At 68.0% G+C, this 21,431-nt stretch carries 21 protein-coding genes and 1 tRNA gene; 13 read left to right on the top strand and 9 right to left on the bottom strand.

Translation table 11 applies throughout. The annotated features are described in order from the left end of the window. Positions 1-104 precede the first annotated feature (104 nt). From ABQE93_RS17695 to ABQE93_RS17685, 3 genes are read left to right on the top strand one after another with little or no spacing between them, the layout of a single operon-like run. Positions 105-776: an HAD-IA family hydrolase gene (locus ABQE93_RS17695; protein ID WP_448409443.1), complete on the top strand. Its 672-nt coding sequence runs from the start codon at positions 105-107 to the stop codon at positions 774-776. Further along, positions 769-1,263: a low molecular weight protein-tyrosine-phosphatase gene (locus ABQE93_RS17690; RefSeq protein ID WP_448409301.1), complete on the top strand. Its 495-nt coding sequence runs from the start codon at positions 769-771 to the stop codon at positions 1,261-1,263. Before ABQE93_RS17695 ends, ABQE93_RS17690 begins: the two co-directional genes overlap by 8 nt. Continuing rightward, complete coding sequence (locus tag ABQE93_RS17685) at positions 1,263-2,090, top strand: SURF1 family cytochrome oxidase biogenesis protein (RefSeq protein WP_448409302.1); 828 nt, start codon at positions 1,263-1,265, stop codon at positions 2,088-2,090. Before ABQE93_RS17690 ends, ABQE93_RS17685 begins: the two co-directional genes overlap by 1 nt. Here the strand turns inward: ABQE93_RS17685 and ABQE93_RS17680 are convergent. After that, complete coding sequence (locus tag ABQE93_RS17680; protein ID WP_448409304.1) at positions 2,044-3,006, bottom strand: cobalamin biosynthesis protein; 963 nt, start codon at positions 3,004-3,006, stop codon at positions 2,044-2,046. The genes ABQE93_RS17685 and ABQE93_RS17680 overlap by 47 nt on opposite strands. Positions 3,007-3,042: 36 nt before the next feature. On the opposite strand from ABQE93_RS17680, the gene ABQE93_RS17675 reads away from it, so the two are divergent. Further along, positions 3,043-3,870: an oxygenase MpaB family protein gene (locus ABQE93_RS17675; protein WP_448409306.1), complete on the top strand. Its 828-nt coding sequence runs from the start codon at positions 3,043-3,045 to the stop codon at positions 3,868-3,870. Positions 3,871-3,874: 4 nt separating this feature from the next. Here ABQE93_RS17675 and ABQE93_RS17670 read toward each other — a convergent pair. The 4 genes from ABQE93_RS17670 to ABQE93_RS17655 form a co-directional block, all read right to left on the bottom strand. After that, a tRNA-Val gene (locus ABQE93_RS17670) sits at positions 3,875-3,946 on the bottom strand. 42 nt (positions 3,947-3,988) lie between these two features. Further along, on the bottom strand, positions 3,989-4,453 hold the full coding sequence (locus ABQE93_RS17665) for a peroxiredoxin (protein WP_448409308.1): 465 nt from the start codon (positions 4,451-4,453) through the stop codon (positions 3,989-3,991). After that, on the bottom strand, positions 4,454-4,879 hold the full coding sequence (locus tag ABQE93_RS17660) for a DUF3052 domain-containing protein (RefSeq protein WP_448409309.1): 426 nt from the start codon (positions 4,877-4,879) through the stop codon (positions 4,454-4,456). A 115-nt stretch (positions 4,880-4,994) separates the two neighbouring features. Next, entirely contained in the window at positions 4,995-5,570 is a 576-nt protein-coding gene (locus tag ABQE93_RS17655) for an Rv2240c family protein (protein ID WP_448409311.1), read from the bottom strand. 158 nt (positions 5,571-5,728) lie between these two features. Between ABQE93_RS17655 and aceE the strand changes: the two genes are divergently transcribed. The 7 genes from aceE to ABQE93_RS17620 all read left to right on the top strand — a co-directional run bounded on the left by aceE (position 5,729) and on the right by ABQE93_RS17620 (position 15,306). Further along, the gene (gene aceE, locus ABQE93_RS17650; protein ID WP_448409312.1) at positions 5,729-8,518 is read left to right on the top strand and encodes a pyruvate dehydrogenase (acetyl-transferring), homodimeric type; all 2,790 of its coding nucleotides are present in this window, start codon (positions 5,729-5,731) and stop codon (positions 8,516-8,518) included. 47 nt (positions 8,519-8,565) lie between these two features. Next, a complete protein-coding gene (locus ABQE93_RS17645; protein ID WP_448409313.1) occupies positions 8,566-9,843 on the top strand; it encodes a PucR family transcriptional regulator in 1,278 nt (425 codons plus the stop codon). A gap of 137 nt (positions 9,844-9,980) precedes the next feature. Continuing rightward, a complete protein-coding gene (locus ABQE93_RS17640) occupies positions 9,981-10,889 on the top strand; it encodes an ACP S-malonyltransferase (protein WP_448409314.1) in 909 nt (302 codons plus the stop codon). A 91-nt stretch (positions 10,890-10,980) separates the two neighbouring features. Next, positions 10,981-11,280: a meromycolate extension acyl carrier protein AcpM gene (gene acpM, locus ABQE93_RS17635; protein ID WP_069404904.1), complete on the top strand. Its 300-nt coding sequence runs from the start codon at positions 10,981-10,983 to the stop codon at positions 11,278-11,280. Beyond that, a complete protein-coding gene (gene kasA, locus ABQE93_RS17630; protein WP_448409315.1) occupies positions 11,277-12,527 on the top strand; it encodes a 3-oxoacyl-ACP synthase KasA in 1,251 nt (416 codons plus the stop codon). The genes acpM and kasA overlap by 4 nt, the downstream gene beginning before the upstream one ends. 26 nt (positions 12,528-12,553) lie before the next feature. Next, complete coding sequence (gene kasB / locus ABQE93_RS17625) at positions 12,554-13,831, top strand: 3-oxoacyl-ACP synthase KasB (protein WP_448409317.1); 1,278 nt, start codon at positions 12,554-12,556, stop codon at positions 13,829-13,831. A 53-nt stretch (positions 13,832-13,884) separates the two neighbouring features. Beyond that, positions 13,885-15,306 carry an acyl-CoA carboxylase subunit beta gene (locus ABQE93_RS17620; protein ID WP_448409319.1) on the top strand — a complete coding sequence of 474 codons (1,422 nt, stop codon included), beginning with the start codon at positions 13,885-13,887 and terminating at the stop codon, positions 15,304-15,306. 39 nt (positions 15,307-15,345) lie between these two features. On the opposite strand, the gene ABQE93_RS17615 is transcribed toward ABQE93_RS17620, so the two are convergent. Continuing rightward, entirely contained in the window at positions 15,346-16,884 is a 1,539-nt protein-coding gene (locus ABQE93_RS17615) for a glycerol-3-phosphate dehydrogenase/oxidase (RefSeq protein ID WP_448409320.1), read from the bottom strand. After that, positions 16,881-17,450 (bottom strand): TetR/AcrR family transcriptional regulator, encoded by a 570-nt coding sequence (locus ABQE93_RS17610; protein ID WP_448409321.1) that lies wholly within the window; start codon positions 17,448-17,450, stop codon positions 16,881-16,883. The genes ABQE93_RS17615 and ABQE93_RS17610 overlap by 4 nt, the downstream gene beginning before the upstream one ends. 50 nt (positions 17,451-17,500) lie before the next feature. On the opposite strand from ABQE93_RS17610, the gene ABQE93_RS17605 reads away from it, so the two are divergent. Beyond that, entirely contained in the window at positions 17,501-19,081 is a 1,581-nt protein-coding gene (locus ABQE93_RS17605) for an FAD-binding oxidoreductase (RefSeq protein ID WP_448409445.1), read from the top strand. Beyond that, on the top strand, positions 19,078-19,977 hold the full coding sequence (locus tag ABQE93_RS17600) for a diacylglycerol kinase (protein WP_448409322.1): 900 nt from the start codon (positions 19,078-19,080) through the stop codon (positions 19,975-19,977). Before ABQE93_RS17605 ends, ABQE93_RS17600 begins: the two co-directional genes overlap by 4 nt. Here ABQE93_RS17600 and ABQE93_RS17595 read toward each other — a convergent pair. Then, entirely contained in the window at positions 19,974-20,486 is a 513-nt protein-coding gene (locus ABQE93_RS17595; protein WP_069404919.1) for a DUF3145 domain-containing protein, read from the bottom strand. The genes ABQE93_RS17600 and ABQE93_RS17595 overlap by 4 nt on opposite strands. A 118-nt stretch (positions 20,487-20,604) precedes the next feature. Continuing rightward, positions 20,605-21,429, bottom strand: coding sequence for a serine hydrolase domain-containing protein (locus tag ABQE93_RS17590; RefSeq protein ID WP_448409323.1), 825 nt, complete (start codon positions 21,427-21,429; stop codon positions 20,605-20,607). Between the last annotated feature and the right edge of the window lie 2 nt (positions 21,430-21,431).

Below are 21,431 nucleotides of genomic sequence, written 5' to 3'. Positions count from 1 at the left end.
GGGCGCCCGCACGCGTCGCACCCGGAAATGGACTCGCCACAACACGACCCTAGTGCGCCGGGCAGCGTACTTCTGTGATCGGGGAGAATGGTGCCGTGACCGACATGTTGGACCACACCGCTGCGGCGACCCGCCCGCATCTGGTGATCTTCGATCTCGACGGGACCCTGACCGATTCGGCGGAGGGCATCGTCTCGAGCTTCCGCCATGCGCTGGGCTCGGTCGGTGCCGACGTACCCGACGGGGACCTGGCGAGCATGGTGGTCGGCCCGCCGATGCACCACACGCTGCAGGAACTGGGCCTCGGCGACCAGACCGACGCCGCGATCGCGGCCTACCGTTCGGATTACCGGAACCGGGGGTGGGCGATCAACCGGGTGTTCGACGGCATTCCGGCGCTGCTGGCCGACCTGCAGGCCGCCGGCGTGCGCATGGCGGTGGCCACCTCCAAGGCCGAACCGACGGCGCAGCGCATCCTCGCCCACTTCGGCCTCGACGACCATTTCGAGGTGATCGCCGGCGCCAGCGTCGACGGCACCCGGGCGACCAAGGCCGACGTGGTCGCGCACGCGGTGGCCCAACTGACCCCGCTGCCCGAGCGTGTCCTGATGGTCGGCGACCGGTCCCATGACGTGGAAGGCGCCGCCGAACACGGCATCGACACCGTGGTGGTCGGATGGGGTTACGGCCGCGGGGATTTCGACGACCCGGACAGCCCGGCCGCACGGGCGCACGTCTCCGACGTCGACGAGCTACGCGAGGTGCTGGGTGTCTGACCTGCTGCACGTGACGTTCATCTGCTCCGGCAACATCTGCCGGTCGCCGATGGCGGAGAAGATGTTCGCCCACCAGATCAGCGAACGCGGCCTGTCCGAGGCGGTCCGGGTGACCAGCGCGGGCACCGGCGGCTGGCACGCGGGCGCGCCGGCGGACCGGCGGGCCAGCCATGTGCTGCGCAACCACGGCTATCCGACGTCACACCGTGCCGCCCAGGTCGACGACGATCACATGTCGGCCGATCTGGTCATCGCGCTGGGCCGCAACCACGTCCGCATACTGAGCGAGCTCGGGGTGCCCCAGGAGCGGATCCGGATGCTGCGCTCGTTCGACCCGCGCTCGGGTGCGCATGTACTCGACGTGGAAGACCCCTACTACGGCGATCACGACGACTTCGAAGAGGTGTTCCGCGTGATCGAGTCGGCGCTGCCGGGGCTGCACGCGTGGGTCGACGAACAACTGACCGCTCGGGGAATCGCAAGCTGATGCGACGCTTGGCATTTCTGCTGCGGCCACAATGGCTGGCCCTGATCGTCGTGGTGATCGCGTTCGCCTACCTGTGCTTCACGGTGCTTGCGCCGTGGCAACTGGGTAAGAACACCGATACATCACGCCAGAACGCGCAGATCACCCAGTCGTTGAAGGCCGATCCGGTGCCGGTGACATCACTTCTGCCGCAGCAGGATTCGGTGGCTCCCGATGAGCAATGGCGGCTGGTCACCGCCACCGGACGCTATCTGCCCGAGGCGCAGGTGCTGGCGCGGTTGCGGGTGGTCGAGGGTGAACCGGCGTTCGAGGTGCTGGTGCCCTTCGATGTCGCCGACGGCCCTACCGTGTTGGTCAACCGGGGCTTCGTGCGCCCGGTCGACGGTTCCGCGGTGCCGGAGATCCCGCCGGTACCCGCCGACGAGGTGACGATCGTGGCCCGGCTACGCGACTCCGAGGGGTTGGCCCGCGGCAAGGATCCCATGCGTCAGGACGGGACGCAGCAGGTGTATTCGATCAACGTCGAGCAGATCTCGCAGCTGACCGGGGTACCGCTGACCGGCTCGTATCTGCAGCTCACCGGGGATCAACCGGGTGGGCTCGGGGAACTGGCCCTGCCGCACCTCGACGCCGGACCGTTTCTGTCCTACGGCCTGCAATGGATCACGTTCGGCATCGTCGCCCCGATCGGCCTGGGCTATTTCGTGTATGCCGAACTGCGACAACGCCGGCGAGAGAAGGAAGCGCAGGAGGCTGCGGCGGCGGAGCCGGATGCGCCCCTCAGCACGGAGGACAAGCTCGCCGACCGTTATGGCCGGCGGCGCTGAGTGCGAACGCGATAACTGCGGCGGCGACCTGTACGGCGCGCGACAACCGCACCGCCCGCGCGAGGTCGCTGACCTCAGGCGCCGAGCCTTCCCCGAGCGTCGGCCGGATCTCCAGCTCGTAGGCGTACTGCGTCGGACCGCCCAACTGCACGCCGAGCGCGCCGGCGAAGGCCGCCTCGACCACGCCCGCGTTCGGGCTGGGATGGCGGGCCGCGTCACGCCGCCAGCTGCGCACCGCGCCGACGGGTGAGCCGCCCACCACCGGTGCGCACACCGCGACCAGCGCCGCCGTCGCGCGTGCGGCCTGGTAATTGATCAGGTCGTCGAATCGTGCTGCCGCCCAACCGAACCGGGTATACCGGGCAGACCGGTTGCCGATCATGGCGTCGAGCGTGTTGGCGCCGCGGTAGACCAGCACGGCGGGCACGCCGCCGACCGCGGCCCACCACAGCGGCGCGACATGGGCGTCGGAGGTGTTCTCGGCGACGGATTCCAGCGCCGCGCGGGTCAGCCCGGCTGCGTCGAGGACGGCGGGATCACGTCCGCACAGCGACGGTAGCAGCCGCCGGGCCGCGTCCAGATCGTCGTTTTGCAGATGGTCCGCCATGGTGCTGCCGGTGCGGCTCAGCGAGGTGCCGCCGAGCGCGACGAACACCGCAGCCGCCGTCACCGCCGCGCTGCCGAGTGGGCCGCGACGCGCGCCGGCGCGGTCGGCCGCCAAACCCAACACGCCGAGCATTCCCAGCAGCGCGCCGGTGTGAAGGATGCCTGCGGCTCGGGAGTCGGCATACGTCGCACGCTCCAAAGCCGCTGCGCCGCGGCCGAACAACGCCACCGGATGCCCACGACGCGGGTCACCCAGCAGATAATCGGCGATGCAGCCCGCCGCAAGTCCCAATGTCGTCGACGCAAACACTTCGGGAGCGTCTCACAAAGTGGTTCACTCGAAGCCATGAGGCTGGGACCACCGCGGCGGCCGACCCGCGTCATCGATCTGATCAATCCGGCGGCGGCGTTGCTGCCTGCGGCCAACGTGATCATGCAGTTGGCGTTGCCGGGGGTGGGATACGGGGTGCTGGAAAGCCCGGTGGACAGCGGCAACGTCTACAAGCGTCCGTTCAAACGGGCACGCACGACCGGGACGTACCTGGCGGTGGCGACCATGGGCACGCAGGAAGACCGCGAGTTGATCCGCCGCGAGGTGGACCGGGTGCACGCGATGGTGCGGTCGACGAAAGCAAGTCCGGTGTCGTACCGGGCGTTCGACCCGCGGCTGCAGTTGTGGGTGGCGGCCTGCCTGTATCGCTATTACGTCGACCAGCACGAGTTCCTGTACGGACCGCTCGATGCCGACGCCGCTGACGCCGTGTATGAAGACGCGCGCAGTCTCGGCACGACACTGCAGGTCGGCGCGGACATGTGGCCGCCGGATCGAGCCGCCTTCGAGGAGTACTGGAAGCGGTCGTTGGACGAGCTGCGCATCGACGAGCCGGTGCGCGAACACCTGCACGGCGTCGCGGCGATGGCGATGTTGCCCGCGCCGCTGCGGTTGCTTGCCGGGCGGTTCAACCTGTGGGCGACGACGGGTTTCCTGCCCCCGGAGTTCCGCGAGCACATGCAGTTGCGCTGGTCGCCCGGTCAGCAGCGCCGGTTCGATCAGCTGCTGACGATGCTGCGCATCGCGGATCGTGTGGTGCCGCGCGAGGTGTGGCTGCTCGGCTACCAGCTGTACCTGTGGGACATGCGGATGCGCGCGCGCCGCGGGAAGCGAGTCGTCTAAAGAGTGGGCGCGGACGGTATCGAACCGCCGACCGCTGGTGTGTAAAACCAGAGCTCTACCACTGAGCTACGCGCCCCTGCGAAGGCAAGCTACACGCCGACCTCGTGCGACAGGAAATTCAGCCGGCCCGCAGCGCGGTCAGCGCCTCGGCCCACACCGACTGGTCGCGCGGCTCCCCCGGCTCCTTCATCTCGGCGAACCGGATGACGCCGGAGCGGTCCACCACGAACGTGCCGCGGTTCGGGAAGCCCGCGTCGTCGTTGAAGACGCCGTAGGCCTGCGCCACCGCGCCGTGCGGCCAGAAGTCCGACAACACCGGGAACAGGAAACCGCTCTGCGTCGCCCAGATCTTGTGGGTGGGCGGCGGGCCCACCGAGATCGCCAGGACCGCGGTGTCGTCGTTCTCGTATTTGGGCAGGTTGTCGCGGATCTCGTCGAGTTCGCCCTGGCAGATCCCGGTGAACGCCAACGGGAAGAACACCAGCACCACGTTCTTCTCGCCCCGGTAACTGCTCAGCGTGACGGATTGACCGTTCTGGTCCTTGAGCGTGAAGTCCGGCGCCTCGGTACCGACCTCGATCACCTAGCGCCTCCCGGCGGCTTTGGACTTCGGCTGCACCAACCGGGTGGCGATCCAATTGCCGAGGTTGGCCGACGACGTCTGCATCAGCCCCGCCGTCGGCGCGGACTCGGCGATGTCGGCAGGCTGCACGTGGCCGGGCTTACCCGTCTTGGGCGTGACCACCCAGATGACGCCGTCGTCCGCGAGCGGGGTGATGGCGTCCATCAACCGGTCCACGAGGTCGCCGTCATCGTTGCGCCACCACAGGAGCACGACATCGATGACCTCATCGGCGTCCTCATCGAGCAGCTCGCTACCGCACGCGTCTTCGATGTCGGCCCGGATGTCGTCGTCGGTGTCTTCGTCCCAGCCCAACTCCTGCACAACCTGGTCTTTTTGGATGCCCAGTCTGCGGGCGTAGCTCGAGGCGTTGTCCGCCGCGACCACCGTGGTCCTCCTTCAGCCAACTCGGGCGCGCCATGCGCATTCGACCTATCGTCGCACGGCGGGCTGCGTTTGCAGGCGCGTGGCGTCACTTTCGTCGAATCCGCACCGTATCGCGTCAGTATGCGGCATCGCACAGGTTCAGCGCCGAGGTCTTCGTATCGTTGAGCCGGGTGATCGCCGCATTGAACTCGACGGGCCCGTAATTGCCCTCGATCGCGGTGGCCACGCCCCTTGCCGCGTCCACCCACGCGCGCAGCGCGTCCTTCAGCTCCGGAGTCAACGGGTCTGACACGCTGCGCGCGACCAGGTCGGCGCTGTGGTTGAGGGCGTCGATCGCCGGCGCTGTCTTGACGATGACGTCGGCGGAGTTCTGGTTGAACGCGTCGACGTAGTCGTTGACCGCGGTGACCGCATCGACGCTGCTCGAGCTCAGCGCTTCGCAGGAGGAGCGGACGGCCGCCCTGGTCAGCGACGTCTGACGTGCCGATTCCTGCGCGCGTGAACTGGAGACCGACTCTTCGATCGAGGCCGACACCGACGCCCGGTAGACCGGCGCTTCGCCCGCGTCGACGCGTGCGGTGCCTTCGGTGACGCTGCTGCAACCGACGATGATCATCGCGACGGCAGCCAGGCTGCCCAACGCCAGAGCGGCGATCCGCAGCCGCTGCTGCAACAGCCCACCGATCTGCACGGTCTGCAGACGTTACCGGTTCAAATCCGCGACCGCCGCTTCATTCGGTTCACACCCCCGGCGGTGCGCCTGGGGCAGGATGGGACGAAGATGGATAACGCGCAGAAAACATCTGTGCACATCGGTAAACACCTATACCGCCTAACAAGGAGCGGAAGTTGACCACCGAGTTCGCGCGCCAGGATCTGGCCCAAAACTCCACCACCCCAGCCGAACCCGACCGAGTTCGGGTGATCCGCGAAGGGGTGGCGTCGTATCTGCCCGACATCGATCCGGAAGAGACCGGCGAATGGCTCGAGTCGTTCGAACAGATGGTGGAACGCTCGGGACCGGCACGGGCCCGCTACCTGATGTTGCGCCTGCTGGAGCGCTCCCGCGAGAAGCGCGTCGCCATACCGGCGTTGACATCCACCGACTACGTCAACACGATCCCCACCGAATCCGAGCCGTGGTTCCCCGGTGACGAGGAGGTCGAACGCCGCTTCCGGACCTGGATCCGCTGGAACGCCGCCATCATGGTGCACCGCGCCCAGCGCCCGGGAGTCGGTGTGGGAGGCCATATCTCGACATATGCGTCCTCGGCGGCACTGTACGAGGTCGGCTTCAACCACCTTTTCCGTGGCAAATCGCACCCCGGCGGCGGGGACCACATCTTCGTGCAGGGCCACGCCTCGCCGGGAATCTACGCCCGCGCGTTCCTGGAAGGCCGGCTGACCGCCGATGACCTCGACGGTTTCCGGCAGGAACACAGCCATCCCGGCGGCGGGCTGCCGTCGTACCCGCACCCGCGACTGATGCCGGACTTCTGGGAGTTCCCCACCGTGTCGATGGGGCTGGGCCCGATGAACGCCATCTACCAGGCCCGCTTCAACCACTACCTGCACAACCGCGGCATCAAGGACACCTCCGACCAACACGTGTGGGCGTTTCTGGGCGACGGTGAGATGGACGAGCCCGAAAGCCGCGGGCTGGCCCACGTGGCCGCGCTGGAGGGCCTGGACAACCTGACGTTCGTCGTCAACTGCAACCTGCAGCGCCTGGACGGCCCGGTGCGCGGCAACGGCAAGATCATTCAGGAACTGGAGTCCTTCTTCCGCGGTGCGGGCTGGAACGTCATCAAGGTGGTCTGGGGCCGCGAGTGGGATGCGCTGCTGCACGCCGACAAGGACGGCGCACTGGTGAACCTGATGAACGTCACCCCCGACGGCGATTACCAGACCTACAAGGCCAACGACGGCGGCTATGTGCGTGAGCACTTCTTCAACCGTGACCCGCGCACCAAGCAATTGGTGCAGCACCTGTCCGATCAGGAGATCTGGAACCTCAAGCGCGGCGGCCACGACTACCGCAAGGTCTACGCCGCCTACCGCGCCGCGTTGGATCACAAGGGCCAACCGACGGTCATCCTGGCCAAGACCATCAAGGGTTACTCGCTGGGCGCCCATTTCCAGGGCCGCAACGCCACCCACCAGATGAAAAAGCTTGCGCTGGAAGACCTCAAGTACTTCCGCGATGCGATGCGGGTGCCCATCAGCGACGACCAACTCGAAGAGGACCCGTACCTGCCGCCGTATTACCACCCGGGGCCGGAAGCGCCCGAGATCCGCTATCTGCTCGAGCGCCGACGCGCGCTGGGCGGGTTCATCCCGGAGCGACGCACCAAGGGCAAGGTGCTGACACTGCCCGGCCGCGACACCTACAAATCCCTGAAGAAGGGGTCGGGCAACCAGGAGGTGGCCACCACGATGGCCACCGTGCGTACGTTCAAAGAAGTGTTGCGCGACAAGGAGATCGGTTGGCGCATCGTGCCGATCATCCCCGATGAGGCCCGCACGTTCGGGATGGACTCGTGGTTCCCCAACCTCAAGATCTACAACCCCAACGGGCAGCTGTACACGTCGGTGGACGCCGAGTTGATGCTGGCCTACAAGGAAAGCGACGTCGGCCAGATCCTGCACGAGGGCATCAACGAGGCCGGATCGTCGGGCAGCTTCATCGCGGCCGGCACGTCGTACTCGACGCACAACGAGCCGATGATCCCGGTCTACATCTTCTATTCGATGTTCGGCTTCCAGCGCACCGGCGACAACCTGTGGGCCGCCGGTGACCAGATGGCCCGCGGGTTCCTGCTGGGCGCGACGGCGGGACGCACCACGCTGGTCGGCGAGGGTCTGCAGCACGCCGACGGGCACTCGGTGCTGCTGGCGGCGACCAACCCTGCGGTGGTGGCCTACGACCCGGCGTTCGCCTACGAGATCGCCTACATCATCGAAAGCGGCCTGGAGCGGATGTACGGCGAGAGCCAGGAGAACGTGTTCTTCTACATCACCATCTACAACGAGCCCTACAAGCAGCCCGCCGAACCGGAGAACCTCGACGTCGACGGCCTGCTGCGCGGTATCTACCGGTACCGCCCTGCGCCGGAGAAGCGGTCGCACGTCGCGCAGATCCTCGCCTCGGGTGTGGCCATGCCCGACGCCCTGCGCGCGGCGGACCTGCTGGCCAACGACTGGGACGTCGCCGCTGACGTCTGGTCGGTCACCAGCTGGGGTGAGCTCAACCGCGACGGCGTCCGGGTCGAGAAGCAGCGGTTGCGCCATCCCGGCCGTCCGGCCGAAACGCCTTATGTCACCGAGGCGCTCGCCGACGTGGCCGGGCCCGTGGTCGCGGTCAGCGACTGGATGCGCGGCGTGCCCGAACAGATTCGGCCGTGGGTGCCGGGCACCTACATCACCCTGGGCACCGACGGCTACGGGTTCTCCGACACCCGCCCCGCCGCGCGCCGCTACTTCAACACCGACGCCGAGTCGATCGCCGTCGCGGTGCTCGAGGGGCTGGCCCGCGACGGAAACATCGACATGTCGGTCGCCGTCGACGCCGCGAACCGGTACCAGATCGACGACGTGCTGGCCGCGCCCGAGCAGACGTCAGATCCCGGAGTGGCCTGAAAGGCGCCTTGGAGGAAACCTCCATAGGTTTGGCGTAGTCTTTATAGGTGCCCGACAATCGGTACGTTCCACCGAAGTCCACCGTCGAAGTGCTCGAGACGGTGCCCGACTCGGTGCTGCGGCGGTTGCAGCAGTACTCGGGCCGGCTGTCCACGCAAGCGGTGCGTGCGCTGGAGGAACGGCTGCCGTTCTTCGCCGAGCTCGAGGCGTCGCAGCGGGCCAGCGTTCAATTGGTGGTGCAGACCGCGATCGTCAACTTCGTCGAGTGGATGCGCAATCCGCAGAGCAACGTCAGCTACACCGCCGAGGCGTTCGAGGTGGTCCCCCAGGATCTACGGCGGCGGATCGCGCTGCGCCAGTCCGTCGAGATGGTGCGCACCACGATGGAGTTCTTCGAAGAGGTGGTGCCGCTACTGGCCCGCTCCGAGGAGCAGCTGACCGCCTTGACGGCTGGAATCCTGCGCTACAGCCGTGATCTCGCGTTCGCCGCGGCCACCGCCTACGCCGATCAGGCCGAGGCCCGCGGCGCATGGGACACCCGGATGGAGGCCAACGTCGTCGACGCCGTCGTCCGCGGCGACACCGGACCCGAATTGCAGTCGCAGGCCGCCGCGCTCAACTGGGACGCCACCGCGCCGGCCACCGTCATCGTGGGGCTGCCCCAACCCGACCGCATCGACCTGGCCAGCGACGACATCCACGACATCGTCAGCCGCAACGGCCGCGCGGCGCTGTCCGACGTGCACGGCGCCTGGCTGGTCGCCATCGTCTCGGGCGCGTTGTCGCCGACCGACCGGTTCCTCACCGAGGTGGTGTCGGTGTTCGCCGAGGGACCCGTGGTGGTCGGGCCGACCGCGCCCACGCTGAGCGCGGCCCATCGCAGCGCCACCGAGGCGATCGCCGGAATGAACGCCGTCGCGGGCTGGACCGGTGCGCCGCGGCCCGTCGCCGCCCGCGAACTGCTGCCCGAGCGCGCGTTGCTCGGCGACGCGACGGCGATCGCGGCGTTGGAGACCGAGGTTCTGCGGCCGCTGTCCGACGCGGGGCCTGCGCTGACCGAGACCCTGGAGGCATATCTGGACTCCGGGGGTGCTATCGAAGCGTGCGCTCGCAAATTGTTCGTTCATCCAAATACCGTCCGCTACCGGCTCAAACGGATCGGCGACTTCACCGGGCGCGACCCCACCGTCCCGCGTGATGCGTATGTGCTCCGCGTGGCCTCGAGCTTGGGCAGGCTCGGCCGCCAGACATACCAAACGAGCACGCCAAACACCCCTCCGGTGGTGCGCCCCGTGTTGCGTCCGGCATTGTCGACGGGCCATTAAGCGAAGCGGCGGGTCGCGAACCGATATCGATGGAGTCGCATCACATGCGTTTTTGTAGAGGTTCCACAAAAACATAAGACGAGGTTCATAATCTCTTACACCGCGCGAAACCGTCTTCACAGTGTTTTCTTAGAGACGTGCTTGCCTTGCTTGCGCCCGGACAGGGCTCCCAAACTCCCGGCATGCTCGCCGAATGGCTTGAGCTGCCGGGTGCTGCCGAGCGCATTGCGGCGTGGTCGGAGATCAGCGGACTCGACCTGGCCCGCCTGGGCACCACCGCGACCGCCGAGGAGATCACCGACACCGCGGTGACCCAGCCCTTGGTCGTGGCCGCGACCCTGTTGGCCCATGAGGAACTGACCAAACGCGGGCTGCTCGCGGGCCGGGACAACCTGGTGGCCGGCCATTCGGTCGGCGAGATCGCGGCGTACGCCATCGCCGGCGTCATCTCCGCCGACGACGCGGTCAAGCTGGCCGCCACCCGCGGCGCCGAAATGGCCAAGGCCTGCGCGCTCGAGCCGACCGGGATGGCCGCGGTGCTCGGCGGCGACGAGGCCGAGGTGCTCGCGCGTCTCGAGGCGCTCGACCTGGTACCGGCCAACCGCAACGCCGCGGGGCAGATCGTGGCCGCCGGTGCGGTGGCCGCACTCGACAAGCTGGTCGAGGATCCGCCGGAGAAGGCGCGGGTGCGCAAGCTGGCCACCGCGGGCGCCTTCCACACCCAGTACATGGCCTCGGCGCTCGACGGTTACGCCGCGGCGGCCGAAGGTGTAACGACCGGCGAGCCGAACACGACGCTATTGTCGAACGCCGACGGTCAGCCGGTGGCCTCGGCCGCCGATGCGATGACCAAGCTGGTGGCGCAGATGACCCGCCCGGTGCGGTGGGATCTGTGCACCGCAACCATGCGGGACAAGAACGTCACGGCCATCGTCGAGTTCCCGCCCGCCGGGACGCTGGCCGGCATCGCCAAACGCGAACTTCGGGGAGTGCCGACGCGCGCCGTCAAATCCCCCGCTGACCTGGACGGGCTTGTAGAGCTCTGACGGGCACCGTTTCCCGGCCCGCCGGGAAGTACAACCGCATACCGCACGTTCAACAAAAATAAGCAGTACCAACCAATTAGAAGGAGCCACCGTGCCCGCTACGCAAGAAGAAATCATTGCCGGTCTCGCCGAGATCATCGAAGAGGTCACCGGTATTGAGCCGTCCGAGGTCACCCCGGAGAAGTCGTTCGTCGACGACCTGGACATCGACTCGCTGTCGATGGTCGAGATCGCCGTTCAGACCGAGGACAAGTACGGCGTGAAGATTCCCGACGAGGATCTGGCCGGCCTGCGCACCGTCGGTGACGTGGTCGCCTACATCCAGAAGCTCGAGGAAGAGAACCCCGAGGCCGCTGCGGCCATTCGGGCACAGATCGCGGATAACAAGTGACCAGACCTTCCACTGCTAACGGCGGTTTCCCCAATGTTGTGGTAACCGCCGTAACGGCGACGACGTCGATCGCGGCGGACATCGAGAGCACGTGGAAGGGTCTGCTGGCAGGCGAGAGCGGAATCCGCATACTCGAAGACGAGTTCGTCACCAAGTGGGACCTACAGGTCAGAATCGGTGGACACCTCAAGGAGCCGATCGACCCGCAGATGAGCCGGCTCGACATGCGCCGGATGTCCTACGTCCAGCGGATGGCCAAGCTGCTCAGCGGCCAGCTGTGGGAGACCGCGGGTAGCCCCGAGGTCGACCCGGACCGCTTCACCGTGGTCATCGGCACGGGTCTGGGTGGCGGCGAGAAGATCGTCGAAACCTACGACGCGATGAACGAGGGCGGCCCCCGCAAGGTGTCGCCGCTGGCCGTTCAGATGATCATGCCCAACGGTGCGGCTGCGGTCGTCGGGCTGCAACTGGGCGCCCGCGCCGGGGTGATCACCCCGGTGTCGGCCTGCTCATCCGGCTCGGAGGCCATCGCTCACGGCTGGCGCCAGATCGTCATGGGTGACGCCGACATCGCCGTCGTCGGCGGTGTCGAGGGCGGCATCGAGGCGCTGCCGATCGCGGCGTTCTCGATGATGCGCGCGATGTCGACCAACAACGACGACCCCGCGGGTGCGTCGCGGCCCTTCGACAAGAACCGCGACGGGTTCGTGTTCGGCGAAGCCGGCGCGATGATGGTCATCGAGACCGAAGAGCACGCCAAAGCGCGCGGCGCCAAGCCGCTGGCCAGGCTGTTGGGCGCGGGCATCACCTCGGATGCGTTCCACATGGTGGCGCCTGCCTCTGACGGGCTGCGGGCCGGGCAAGCGATGAAGCGTGCGATGGAGACCGCGGGCCTGGAGCCCAAGGATGTTCAGCATGTCAACGCCCACGCCACGGCCACGTCGATCGGTGACATCGCCGAGGCCAACGCGATCCGCGTTGCGGGCGTCGAACACGCTGCGGTGTACGCGCCGAAGTCGGCGCTCGGCCACTCGATCGGGGCGGTCGGCGCGCTGGAGTCGGTGCTGACCGTGCTCACGCTGCGCGACGGCGTCATCCCGCCGACGCTCAACTACGAAACCCCCGATCCCGAGGTCGATCTCGATGTCGTTGCGGGCGAGCCTCGATATGGCGACTACCAGTACGCCATCAACAACTCGTTCGGGTTCGGTGGGCACAATGTCGCCCTGGCCTTCGGGCGCTACTGAGCGGCGAAAGGAACATTCGGGCTGCAATGGCAGGGCAGGAACGGGAACGGTTAGCTCGGCTTTCCACGGGGGCAGGGTTCCCCAACGTCGTCGTCACCGGCGTCGCGATGACGACGTCCGTGGCGACCGATGCCGAGGGCACCTGGAAGGCGTTGCTGGAAGGGCGAAGCGGGATCCGTAAGCTCGAGGATCCCTTCGTCGAACAGTACGACCTTCCGGTGCGTATCGGCGGCCACCTGCTCGAGGATTTTGACTCCGAGTTGACCAAGGTCGAACTGCGTCGGCTGTCGTATCTGCAGAAGATGTCCACGGTGCTGAGCCGACGGGTGTGGGAACACGCCGGCACACCCGAGGTCGACACCAGGCGGTTGATGGTGTCGATCGGCACGGGCATGGGCTCGGCCGAAGAGCTCGTCTTCGCCTACGACGACATGCGCGCCAAGGGGATGCGGGCGGTGTCGCCGCTGGCGGTGCAGAAGTACATGCCCAACTCCCCCGCCGCCGCCGTCGGCCTGGAACGTGGCGCCAAAGCCGGTGTGATCACCCCGGTTTCGGCGTGTGCGTCCGGGTCCGAAGGCATTGCACACGCGTGGCGCAACATCGTTCTCGGGGAAGCCGACATCGCGATCTGCGGTGGCGTCGAATCCAAGATCGAAGCGGTGCCGATCGCCGGTTTCGCACAGATGCGCATCGTGCTGTCCAACACCAACGACGACCCGCCGGGTGCGTGCCGTCCGTTCGACAAGGACCGCAACGGTTTCGTGTTCGGCGAGGGTGGCGCGCTGTTGGTCATCGAGACCGAGGAGCACGCCAAGGCGCGCGGGGCCAGGATCCTGGCCCGCATCATGGGTGCCAGCGTCACCTCCGACGGCTACCACATGGTGGCGCCCGACCCCAACGGTGAGCAGGCCGGGCACGCGATGACCCGCGCGATCCAGCTGGCCGGTCTGTCCCCGACCGACGTCGACCACGTCAACGCGCACGCCACCGGCACCTCGGTCGGTGACATCGCCGAGGGGGTGGCGATCAACAACGCGCTGGGCTCGCACCGGCCCGCGGTGTACGCACCCAAGTCGGCGCTTGGCCACTCGGTCGGCGCGGTCGGCGCGGTGGAGTCCATCCTCACCGTGCTGGCGCTGCGCGACGGCATCATCCCGCCGACGCTGAACCTGAAGAACCAAGACCCCGAGATCGACCTGGACGTCGTTGCAGGTGGGGCTCGGCCCGGAAATTACAAGTACGCGATCAACAACTCGTTCGGATTCGGTGGGCACAACGTCGCGCTCGCCTTCGGGAAGTACTGACAACTACAACTCGAGGGCGCATGCCGACATCCGCTGCGCTACAGGAGGTTTCGATGACAATCATGGCGCCAGAGGCGGTCGGCGAATCGTTGGACCCACGTGATCCGCTGTTGCGGCTGAGCACGTTCTTCGACGACGGCACCGTTGAGCTGCTGCACGAACGCGACCGCTCCGGTGTGCTGGCCGCCGCGGGCGAGGTCAACGGCGTGCGCACCGTGGCCTTCTGCACCGACGGCACCGTGATGGGTGGCGCCATGGGCATGGAGGGCTGCACCCACATCGTCAACGCCTATGACACCGCCATCGAGGAGCAGAGCCCGATCGTCGGCATCTGGCACTCCGGTGGCGCGCGGCTCGCCGAGGGCGTCAAGGCGCTGCACGCGGTCGGCCTGGTCTTCGAGGCGATGATCCGGGCCTCGGGGTACATCCCGCAGATCTCGATCGTCGTCGGATTCGCCGCCGGCGGCGCGGCCTACGGACCCGCGCTGACCGACGTCGTCATCATGGCGCAGGAGGGCCGCGTGTTCGTCACCGGTCCCGACGTGGTCCGCAGCGTCACGGGTGAGGACGTCGACATGGCGTCGCTGGGCGGCCCCGACACGCACCACAAGAAGTCCGGTGTGTGCCACATCGTCGCCGACGACGAGCTCGACGCCTACGAGCGCGGCCGCCGGCTCGTCGGATTGTTCTGCCAGCAGGGCCATTTCGACCGGGCCAAGGCCGAAGCCGGCGACATCGACCTGCACGCGCTGCTGCCCGACTCCCCGCGGCGCGCCTACGACGTGCACCCGATCGTCGAGGCGTTGTTGGACGACGACGCGCCGTTCGACGAGTTCCAGGGCAAGTGGGCGCCGTCGATCGTCATCGGTCTGGGCCGGTTGTCCGGCCGCACCGTCGGCGTGATCGCCAACAACCCGCTGCGGCTGGGCGGCTGCCTGAACTCCGAGAGCGCGGAGAAGGCGGCCCGTTTCGTGCGGTTGTGCGATGCGTTCGGCATCCCGATCGTCAACGTGGTCGACGTGCCGGGCTACCTGCCCGGTGTGGATCAGGAATGGGGCGGTGTCGTGCGGCGCGGCGCGAAGCTGCTGCACGCGTTCGGTGAGTGCTCGGTTCCGCGGGTCACGTTGGTGACGCGCAAGATCTACGGCGGGGCCTACATCGCGATGAACTCACGGTCGCTGGGCGCGACGAAGGTGTTCGCCTGGCCCGACGCGGAGGTCGCGGTGATGGGAGCGAAGGCCGCCGTGGGGATCCTGCACAAGAAGAAGTTGGCGGCCGCCCCCGAGGACGAGCGCGAGGCGCTGCACGAGGAGTTGGCCGCCGAGCACGAGCGGATCGCCGGTGGGGTGGATTCGGCGATCGAGATCGGCGTCGTCGACGAGAAGATCGACCCGGCGCGCACCCGCAGCAAGCTGACGCAGGCGCTGGCCGAAGCCCCCGCCCGCCGCGGCCGCCACAAGAACATCCCGCTGTAAGGCAGCGATTTCGGCGCGCTCAGCGCCCGTGACGGGGCATTAGCGCGCCGAAACCACAAATTCGTCGGCCACCGTCTCGGCGCGGTCGCGGTCGGCCTGGACCAACCCGATGCGGGTGCGACGGTCGAGGATGTCGCCGGCGGTCAACGCGCCTTCGTGTGTCACCGCGTATTCGAACTCCGCGCGGATCACGTCGATCCCGTCGGCCACCGGATCGGTCGGCCGGTCGCAACTGGCGGCCGCGATCACGTTCGGGGCCTCGGCGCCGTACCGCGCGACCAGTGAACTCGGGATCTCAACCGGGGCACGCAGCGTCGCAACGGGATTCGAGGGCGCACCCACCAACGGCAGGTTGCGGGTGCGGCACCGCGACGCCGTCAACCCCCGCAACGCGATCGCCCGGTCGAGGACATCCTCGGCCATGAACCGGTATTCGGTCAGCTTGCCGCCGATGATGCTGAGAACGCCCGACGGCGACTCCACCACCGCGTGCTCACGCGACACGTCGGCCGTGCGACCGGCACCGGTATCGATCAGCGGCCGCAGACCCGCGTACGCACCGATCACATCAGAGGGCCCCACCGCGACGTCCAACGCCGTATTGACCGTATCGAGCAGGAAGGAGATCTCCTGCGGAGTCGGTTCCGGCACATCGGGAATCGGGCCGGGCGCATCCTCGTCGGTGAGCCCGAGATAGATCCGGCCCAGCTGTTCGGGCATCGCGAACACGAAGCGGTTGATCTCGCCGGGAATCGGGACAGTAAGCGCCGCAGTGGGATTGCCGAACGCTGAAGCGTCGAACACCAGATGTGTTCCGCGGCTCGGTCGCAACTTGATCGACGGGTCCACGTCGCCGGCCCAGACCCCGGCCGCGTTGATCACCGCCCGGGCGCTGACGGCGAAGGACTCCCCCGACATCTGATCGGTCAGCGTCGCCGTCGTATCGGTGGCCGCCGAAGCCGCCACCCGGGTCAGAATGCGCGCGCCGTGCTGGGCCGCCGTGCGGACCACGGCGGTGACCAGCCGGGCGTCGTCGATCAACTGCCCGTCGTAGGCGAGCAGGGCGCCGTCCAACCCGTCGCGGCGCACCGTCGGGGACAGTTGGACGGCGCGCTGCGCATCGATGCGCCGCGACCGCGGCAGCGTGGAACCCGGCGTGCCCGCCAACTTGCGCAGCCCGTCACCGGCGAGAAAGCCGAACCGCACCAACGCCCGCGACGCGGTGTTCATCGACGGCAGCAGCGGAACGAGTTGCGGCATGGCGTTGACGAGATGGGGGGCGTTGCGGGTCATCAGGATTCCGCGTTCGGTCGCGCTGCGCCGCGCGATGCCCACGTTGCCGGTCGCCAGGTACCGCAGGCCGCCGTGCACCAGCTTCGAACTCCACCGGCTGGTACCGAAAGCCAGATCGTGCTTTTCGACCAGCGCGACGCTCAGGCCGCGGGTCGCGGCGTCCAGCGCGATGCCCGCGCCGGTGATGCCGCCGCCGATCACCAGGACGTCGACGGGCTCGCCCTCGGCCAGTTTGGTCAGCTCGGCGGTGCGCCGGGCGGCGTTCAGAGCCGTTGAGCCAGTCACGATTTGAGGTATCCGTTCAGCGAGTGGGCCAGTTCGACAGCCAGCGCGTCGGCGTCGAGGATGGGTGCGACGATCTGGGCGGACTGGATCGCCGACTGGGTGATCAACAGACACATCGCCGCGAGTTGACGCGAATCGCCGTCGCGGACGCTGCCCTCTTCCTGCGCCAGCTTGATCTCGCCCGCCACCGCGTCCAGCAGGATCTGCTGGCTGGTGCCGAGGCGTTCGGCGATGTAGACCATCGCCAGTTCCGGAGAGCCGAGCAGCGACATCACCACGTCGTCCTCGCGCAGGCGCTGCGCGACGGCCACGATGCGGTTGACCAGCGCCTCGCGCCCCGCCTCGTGAGCGGGCAAGTCATCGAGCACGGCGACGATCCGCGACGTCAGCAGCGCTGCCATGATCGAGCGGGTGTCGGGCCAGCGCCGATACACCGTCGGCCTGCTCACCCGCGCGCGGCGCGCGATCTCGGCCAGGGTCACGCGGTCGACCCCATAGGCGGTGACGCAGTACGCCGCGGCCTCGAGGATCCGGTCCCCGATGGTACCGTTACTTCTTGACGCCATGTGTAATACTGTAACGCATGAATCGTCGTGATGACCACCTACTCCCTCCGATGAAGTGGAACGCCTGGGGTGATCCGGATGCGGCCAAACCGCTCTCGGACGGCATCCGGTCGCTGTTGGAGCAGGCCCTCGGGGTCACGACGTCGACGGCGACGGAACTGACGGCAGACGAGGTGCGGTTGCGGCCGTCGGCGCTCTCCGATTCCGACCGCGACGGCCTGGCAGCCATCGTCGGCACCGAGTACTGCAGCGTCGACGACCGCGGACGCCTGCTGCGCGCCGGAGGTAAGTCGACGCTGGATCTGTTGCGCCGCAAGGACTCCGGCGAACAGGATGCTCCCGATGCGGTGTTGATCCCGGGTTCTGAGGACGAGATCGCCGCGATACTGCAATTCTGTAGCGAGCGCGGCATCGCGATCGTGCCGTTCGGCGGCGGTACCAGCGTGGTCGGCGGCCTCGATCCCATCCGCGGCGACTTCTCCGCCGTCGTCTCGCTGGACCTGCGGCGGCTGAACCAGCTGCATTCCCTCGACGAGATCTCCGGCGAGGCCGAGCTGGGCGCGGGGCTGACCGGCCCCGATGCCGAACGCCTGCTCGGCGAGCGCGGTTTCTCGCTCGGGCACTTCCCGCAGAGCTTCGAGTACGCCACGATCGGCGGGTTCGCGGCGACCCGCTCGTCCGGGCAGGGCTCGGCGGGCTACGGCCGGTTCAACGACATGGTCCGTGGGTTGCGCCTCATCACCCCGGTCGGCACGTTCGAGCCGGGCCGCGCGCCGGAATCGGCGGCCGGTCCTGACCTGCGCCAGCTGCTGATCGGCTCCGAGGGCGCGTTCGGCATCATCACCCGCGTGCGCGTGCGGGTGCACCCCGTTCCGACCGCCACCCGCTACGAGGCGTGGTCGTTCCCCGACTTCGCGGCCGGCGCCGACGCACTACGCGCGGTCGTGCAGACCGGCACCGGACCCACCGTGATCCGGTTGTCCGACGAGGCCGAAACCGGCGTCAACCTCGCGACCACCGAGAAGATCGGCGAACAACAGATCACCGGCGGCTGCATGGCCATCACGTTGTTCGAGGGAACCGAGGCCCACGTCGCGAGCCGCCATGCCGAGACGCGCGCCGTGCTGGAAGCCGCGGGCGGCACCTCGTTGGGCGAGGAACCGGCCAGGGCCTGGGAGCACGGCCGGTTCGGCGCACCGTATTTGCGCGACTCGCTGCTGGCCGCGGGTGCATTGTGCGAGACGCTGGAGACGGCCACCAACTGGTCGAATGTGTTGGCGCTCAAAGCCGCGGTCACCGATGCGCTGACGGCATCGCTCGCCGAATCCGGCACGCCCGCGCTGGTGCTGTGCCACATTTCGCATGTGTACCCCACCGGAGCGTCGCTGTACTTCACCGTCGTCGCCGCACAACGCGGCAACCCGATCGACCAGTGGCGCAAGGCCAAAGCCGCCGCCTCGGACGCGATGATGCGCACGGGCGGCACGATCACCCACCACCACGCCGTCGGCGCCGACCACCGGCCGTGGATGCGTGACGAGGTCGGCGAACTGGGTGTCGCGGTGCTGCGCGCGGTCAAGGCCACGCTGGATCCGGCGGGAATCCTCAACCCGGGCAAGCTGGTTCCATGAGCGTCTCGCGCATCACGATGTTGACCAACCCGATGTCGGGGCACGGCAGCGCGTCACACGCCGCCGAGCGGGCGGCCGCCAGGTTCGCCAAACGCGGCGTCGACGTCGTCGCCATCGTGGGCCGCGACGCCGAGCACGCCCGCCGCCTCGTCGAAGGCGCGCTGGAACGCGATATGGACGCGCTCGTGGTGGTCGGCGGCGACGGCATCATTTCCCTTGCCCTGCAAGTGCTTGCCAAGACCGACATCCCGTTGGGCATCATCCCCGCCGGCACGGGCAACGACCACGCACGCGAATTCGGCATTCCGCGAAGCGATCCCGAGGCGGCCGCCGACGCCGTGGTCGACGGTGTCGTGAACACCGTGGATCTGGGCCGCATCGTGGGCGCCGACGGCACCACCAAATGGTTCGGCACCGTGATGGCCGCCGGGTTCGATTCACTGGTCACCGACCGGACCAACCGGATGATCTGGCCGCACGGCCGGATGCGCTACAACCTGGCGATCATCGCCGAGCTGTCGAAGCTGCGGCTGTTGCCGTTTCGGCTGTCCTTCGACGGGCGCGAAATGGACACCGAGTTGACGCTGGCGGCGTTCGGCAACACCAAGAGCTACGGCGGCGGGATGTTGATCTGCCCGGACGCCGACCCCACCGACGGCAAGCTCGACGTGACGATGGTGGCCTCGGCGTCGCGCACCAAGCTCATCCGGCTGTTTCCCACCGTGTTCAAGGGCACCCATGTGCACCTCGACGAGGTGAGCACCGCCCGGGCGCAGACGATCACCGTCGACTCGCCGGGTATCAACGCCTACGCCGACGGCGAGTACATGTGCCCGCTGCCGGTCGAGGTGTCGGCGGTGCCTGCCGCGCTGAAGATCCTGCGCCCCGCCGGCTAGCCAACTCCGCGGGACAGCCAGCTCACCTCGGCGCCTTCGCCGCCGTCGCGGTAGGGCTCGAGCGCCTCGTCCCACGCGGTGCCGAGCACCGAGTCGAGTTCGGCGGCCAGCATGTCGGCGCCCTCGGCCATCAGCGCACGCAACCGCATCTCCCCGACCATCACGTCACCGTTGGCGCTCATCGGCCCGCTCCACATGCCCAGCTGCGGGGTGTGGCACCACCGGTGCCCGTCGACGCCGGCGCTGGGGTCCTCGGTCACCTCGAAGCGCAGCACCGACCACGAGCGCAGTGCACTTGCCAGCTGGGCGCCGGTCCCGACGGGACCCACCCAGTTCGTCACCGCACGCAGTTGGCCGGGCATGGCCGGTTGCGGGGTCCACTTGAGATTCGCCCTGGCTTGAAGGGTCGACGACAACGCCCACTCGACATGTGGGCACACCGCCGCGGGTGAGGCGTGGATGTACACCACGCCGGTCGTCGCGTCGGCGAACTGATTCGCTGCACGCATCTGCTGCTCCTTCGGCTCCACGAGGGACGTCTTCCCCAACGACCTGGTAGAAACCGAATGACTTGCAGATATGTATGTGTCGTGCGTGTCTATTGTGCCTTGTGTGGCCCCTGTTGCGCTAGTCTGCGCGAAATTCTCTCAGCACTTCATCAGATAGCGCCGGCCACAGCTCGTACGCCCAGTCCCCGAAGTCGCGGTCGGCGAGCACCACCAGCGCCAGATCAACCGCCGGGTCGACCCACAAAAACGTCCCTGACTGGCCGAAATGACCGTACGTGCGCTCCGAGTTGGCCGATCCGGTCCAGTGCGGCGACTTGTTTCCGCGGATCTCGAAACCCAGGCCCCAGTCGTTGGGCCGCTGTACCCCGAAGCCGGGCAACACGCCGGTCAGGTCGGGAAACTGCACGCTGGTGGCCTCGGCGTGCATCTGGCCCGACACGATCGACGGGCGCAGCAGGTCGACGGCGAAGGCCGCGAGGTCGGTCACCGTCGACGTCGCCCCGAACCCGGCGGCCGACGCGCCGCCGGTCAGCGATGTCGCGCCCATGCCCAGCGGCTGGAACACCGCCTCGGTCAGGTAGCGCCCGAACTCGATGCCCGACGCCTGTTCGAGCGTCTCGGCCAGCACCGTGAAGCCGTAGTTGGAGTACACCCGCCGCTTGCCCGGCTTGGCCATCAACTCCGCCGAGTTCATCGAGTAGCCGGTCGCGTGGGCCAGCAGATGACGCACGGTCGAGCCCTCCGGTCCGGCCGCGCTGTCCAGCCCGAACGCACCTTCTTCGACCGCGACGTGCGCGGCGCGGGCCACCAACGGTTTGGTGACCGACGCCAACCGGAACTCGTGTGCGACGTCGCCATGCTCGGCGAGCACCCCCGAGGGACCGACCACCGCCGCGGCCGCCGTCGTCACCGGCCAGTCGGCCATAACATCCAGCGCGCCCATCG

The sequence above is a fragment of the Mycolicibacterium sp. XJ662 genome (assembly GCF_053484035.1).
The sequence above is the reverse complement of the archived record's forward strand: the minus strand, read 5'-3'. Positions and strand labels throughout refer to the sequence as shown.

What these genes read in the sequence shown, in the direction of transcription:
- ABQE93_RS17600 (WP_448409322.1), top strand. Translation starts at nt 19,078, where the DNA reads ATGAGCGTCTCGCGCATCACGATGTTGACCAACCCGATGTCGGGGCAC.
- ABQE93_RS17620 (WP_448409319.1), top strand. Translation starts at nt 13,885, where the DNA reads ATGACAATCATGGCGCCAGAGGCGGTCGGCGAATCGTTGGACCCACGT.
- kasB (WP_448409317.1), top strand. Translation starts at nt 12,554, where the DNA reads ATGGCAGGGCAGGAACGGGAACGGTTAGCTCGGCTTTCCACGGGGGCA.
- ABQE93_RS17685 (WP_448409302.1), top strand. Translation starts at nt 1,263, where the DNA reads ATGCGACGCTTGGCATTTCTGCTGCGGCCACAATGGCTGGCCCTGATC.
- ABQE93_RS17610 (WP_448409321.1), bottom strand. Translation starts at nt 17,450, where the DNA reads ATGGCGTCAAGAAGTAACGGTACCATCGGGGACCGGATCCTCGAGGCC.
- ABQE93_RS17675 (WP_448409306.1), top strand. Translation starts at nt 3,043, where the DNA reads ATGAGGCTGGGACCACCGCGGCGGCCGACCCGCGTCATCGATCTGATC.
- ABQE93_RS17695 (WP_448409443.1), top strand. Translation starts at nt 105, where the DNA reads ATGTTGGACCACACCGCTGCGGCGACCCGCCCGCATCTGGTGATCTTC.
- ABQE93_RS17605 (WP_448409445.1), top strand. Translation starts at nt 17,501, where the DNA reads ATGAAGTGGAACGCCTGGGGTGATCCGGATGCGGCCAAACCGCTCTCG.
- ABQE93_RS17590 (WP_448409323.1), bottom strand. Translation starts at nt 21,429, where the DNA reads ATGGGCGCGCTGGATGTTATGGCCGACTGGCCGGTGACGACGGCGGCC.
- ABQE93_RS17595 (WP_069404919.1), bottom strand. Translation starts at nt 20,486, where the DNA reads ATGCGTGCAGCGAATCAGTTCGCCGACGCGACGACCGGCGTGGTGTAC.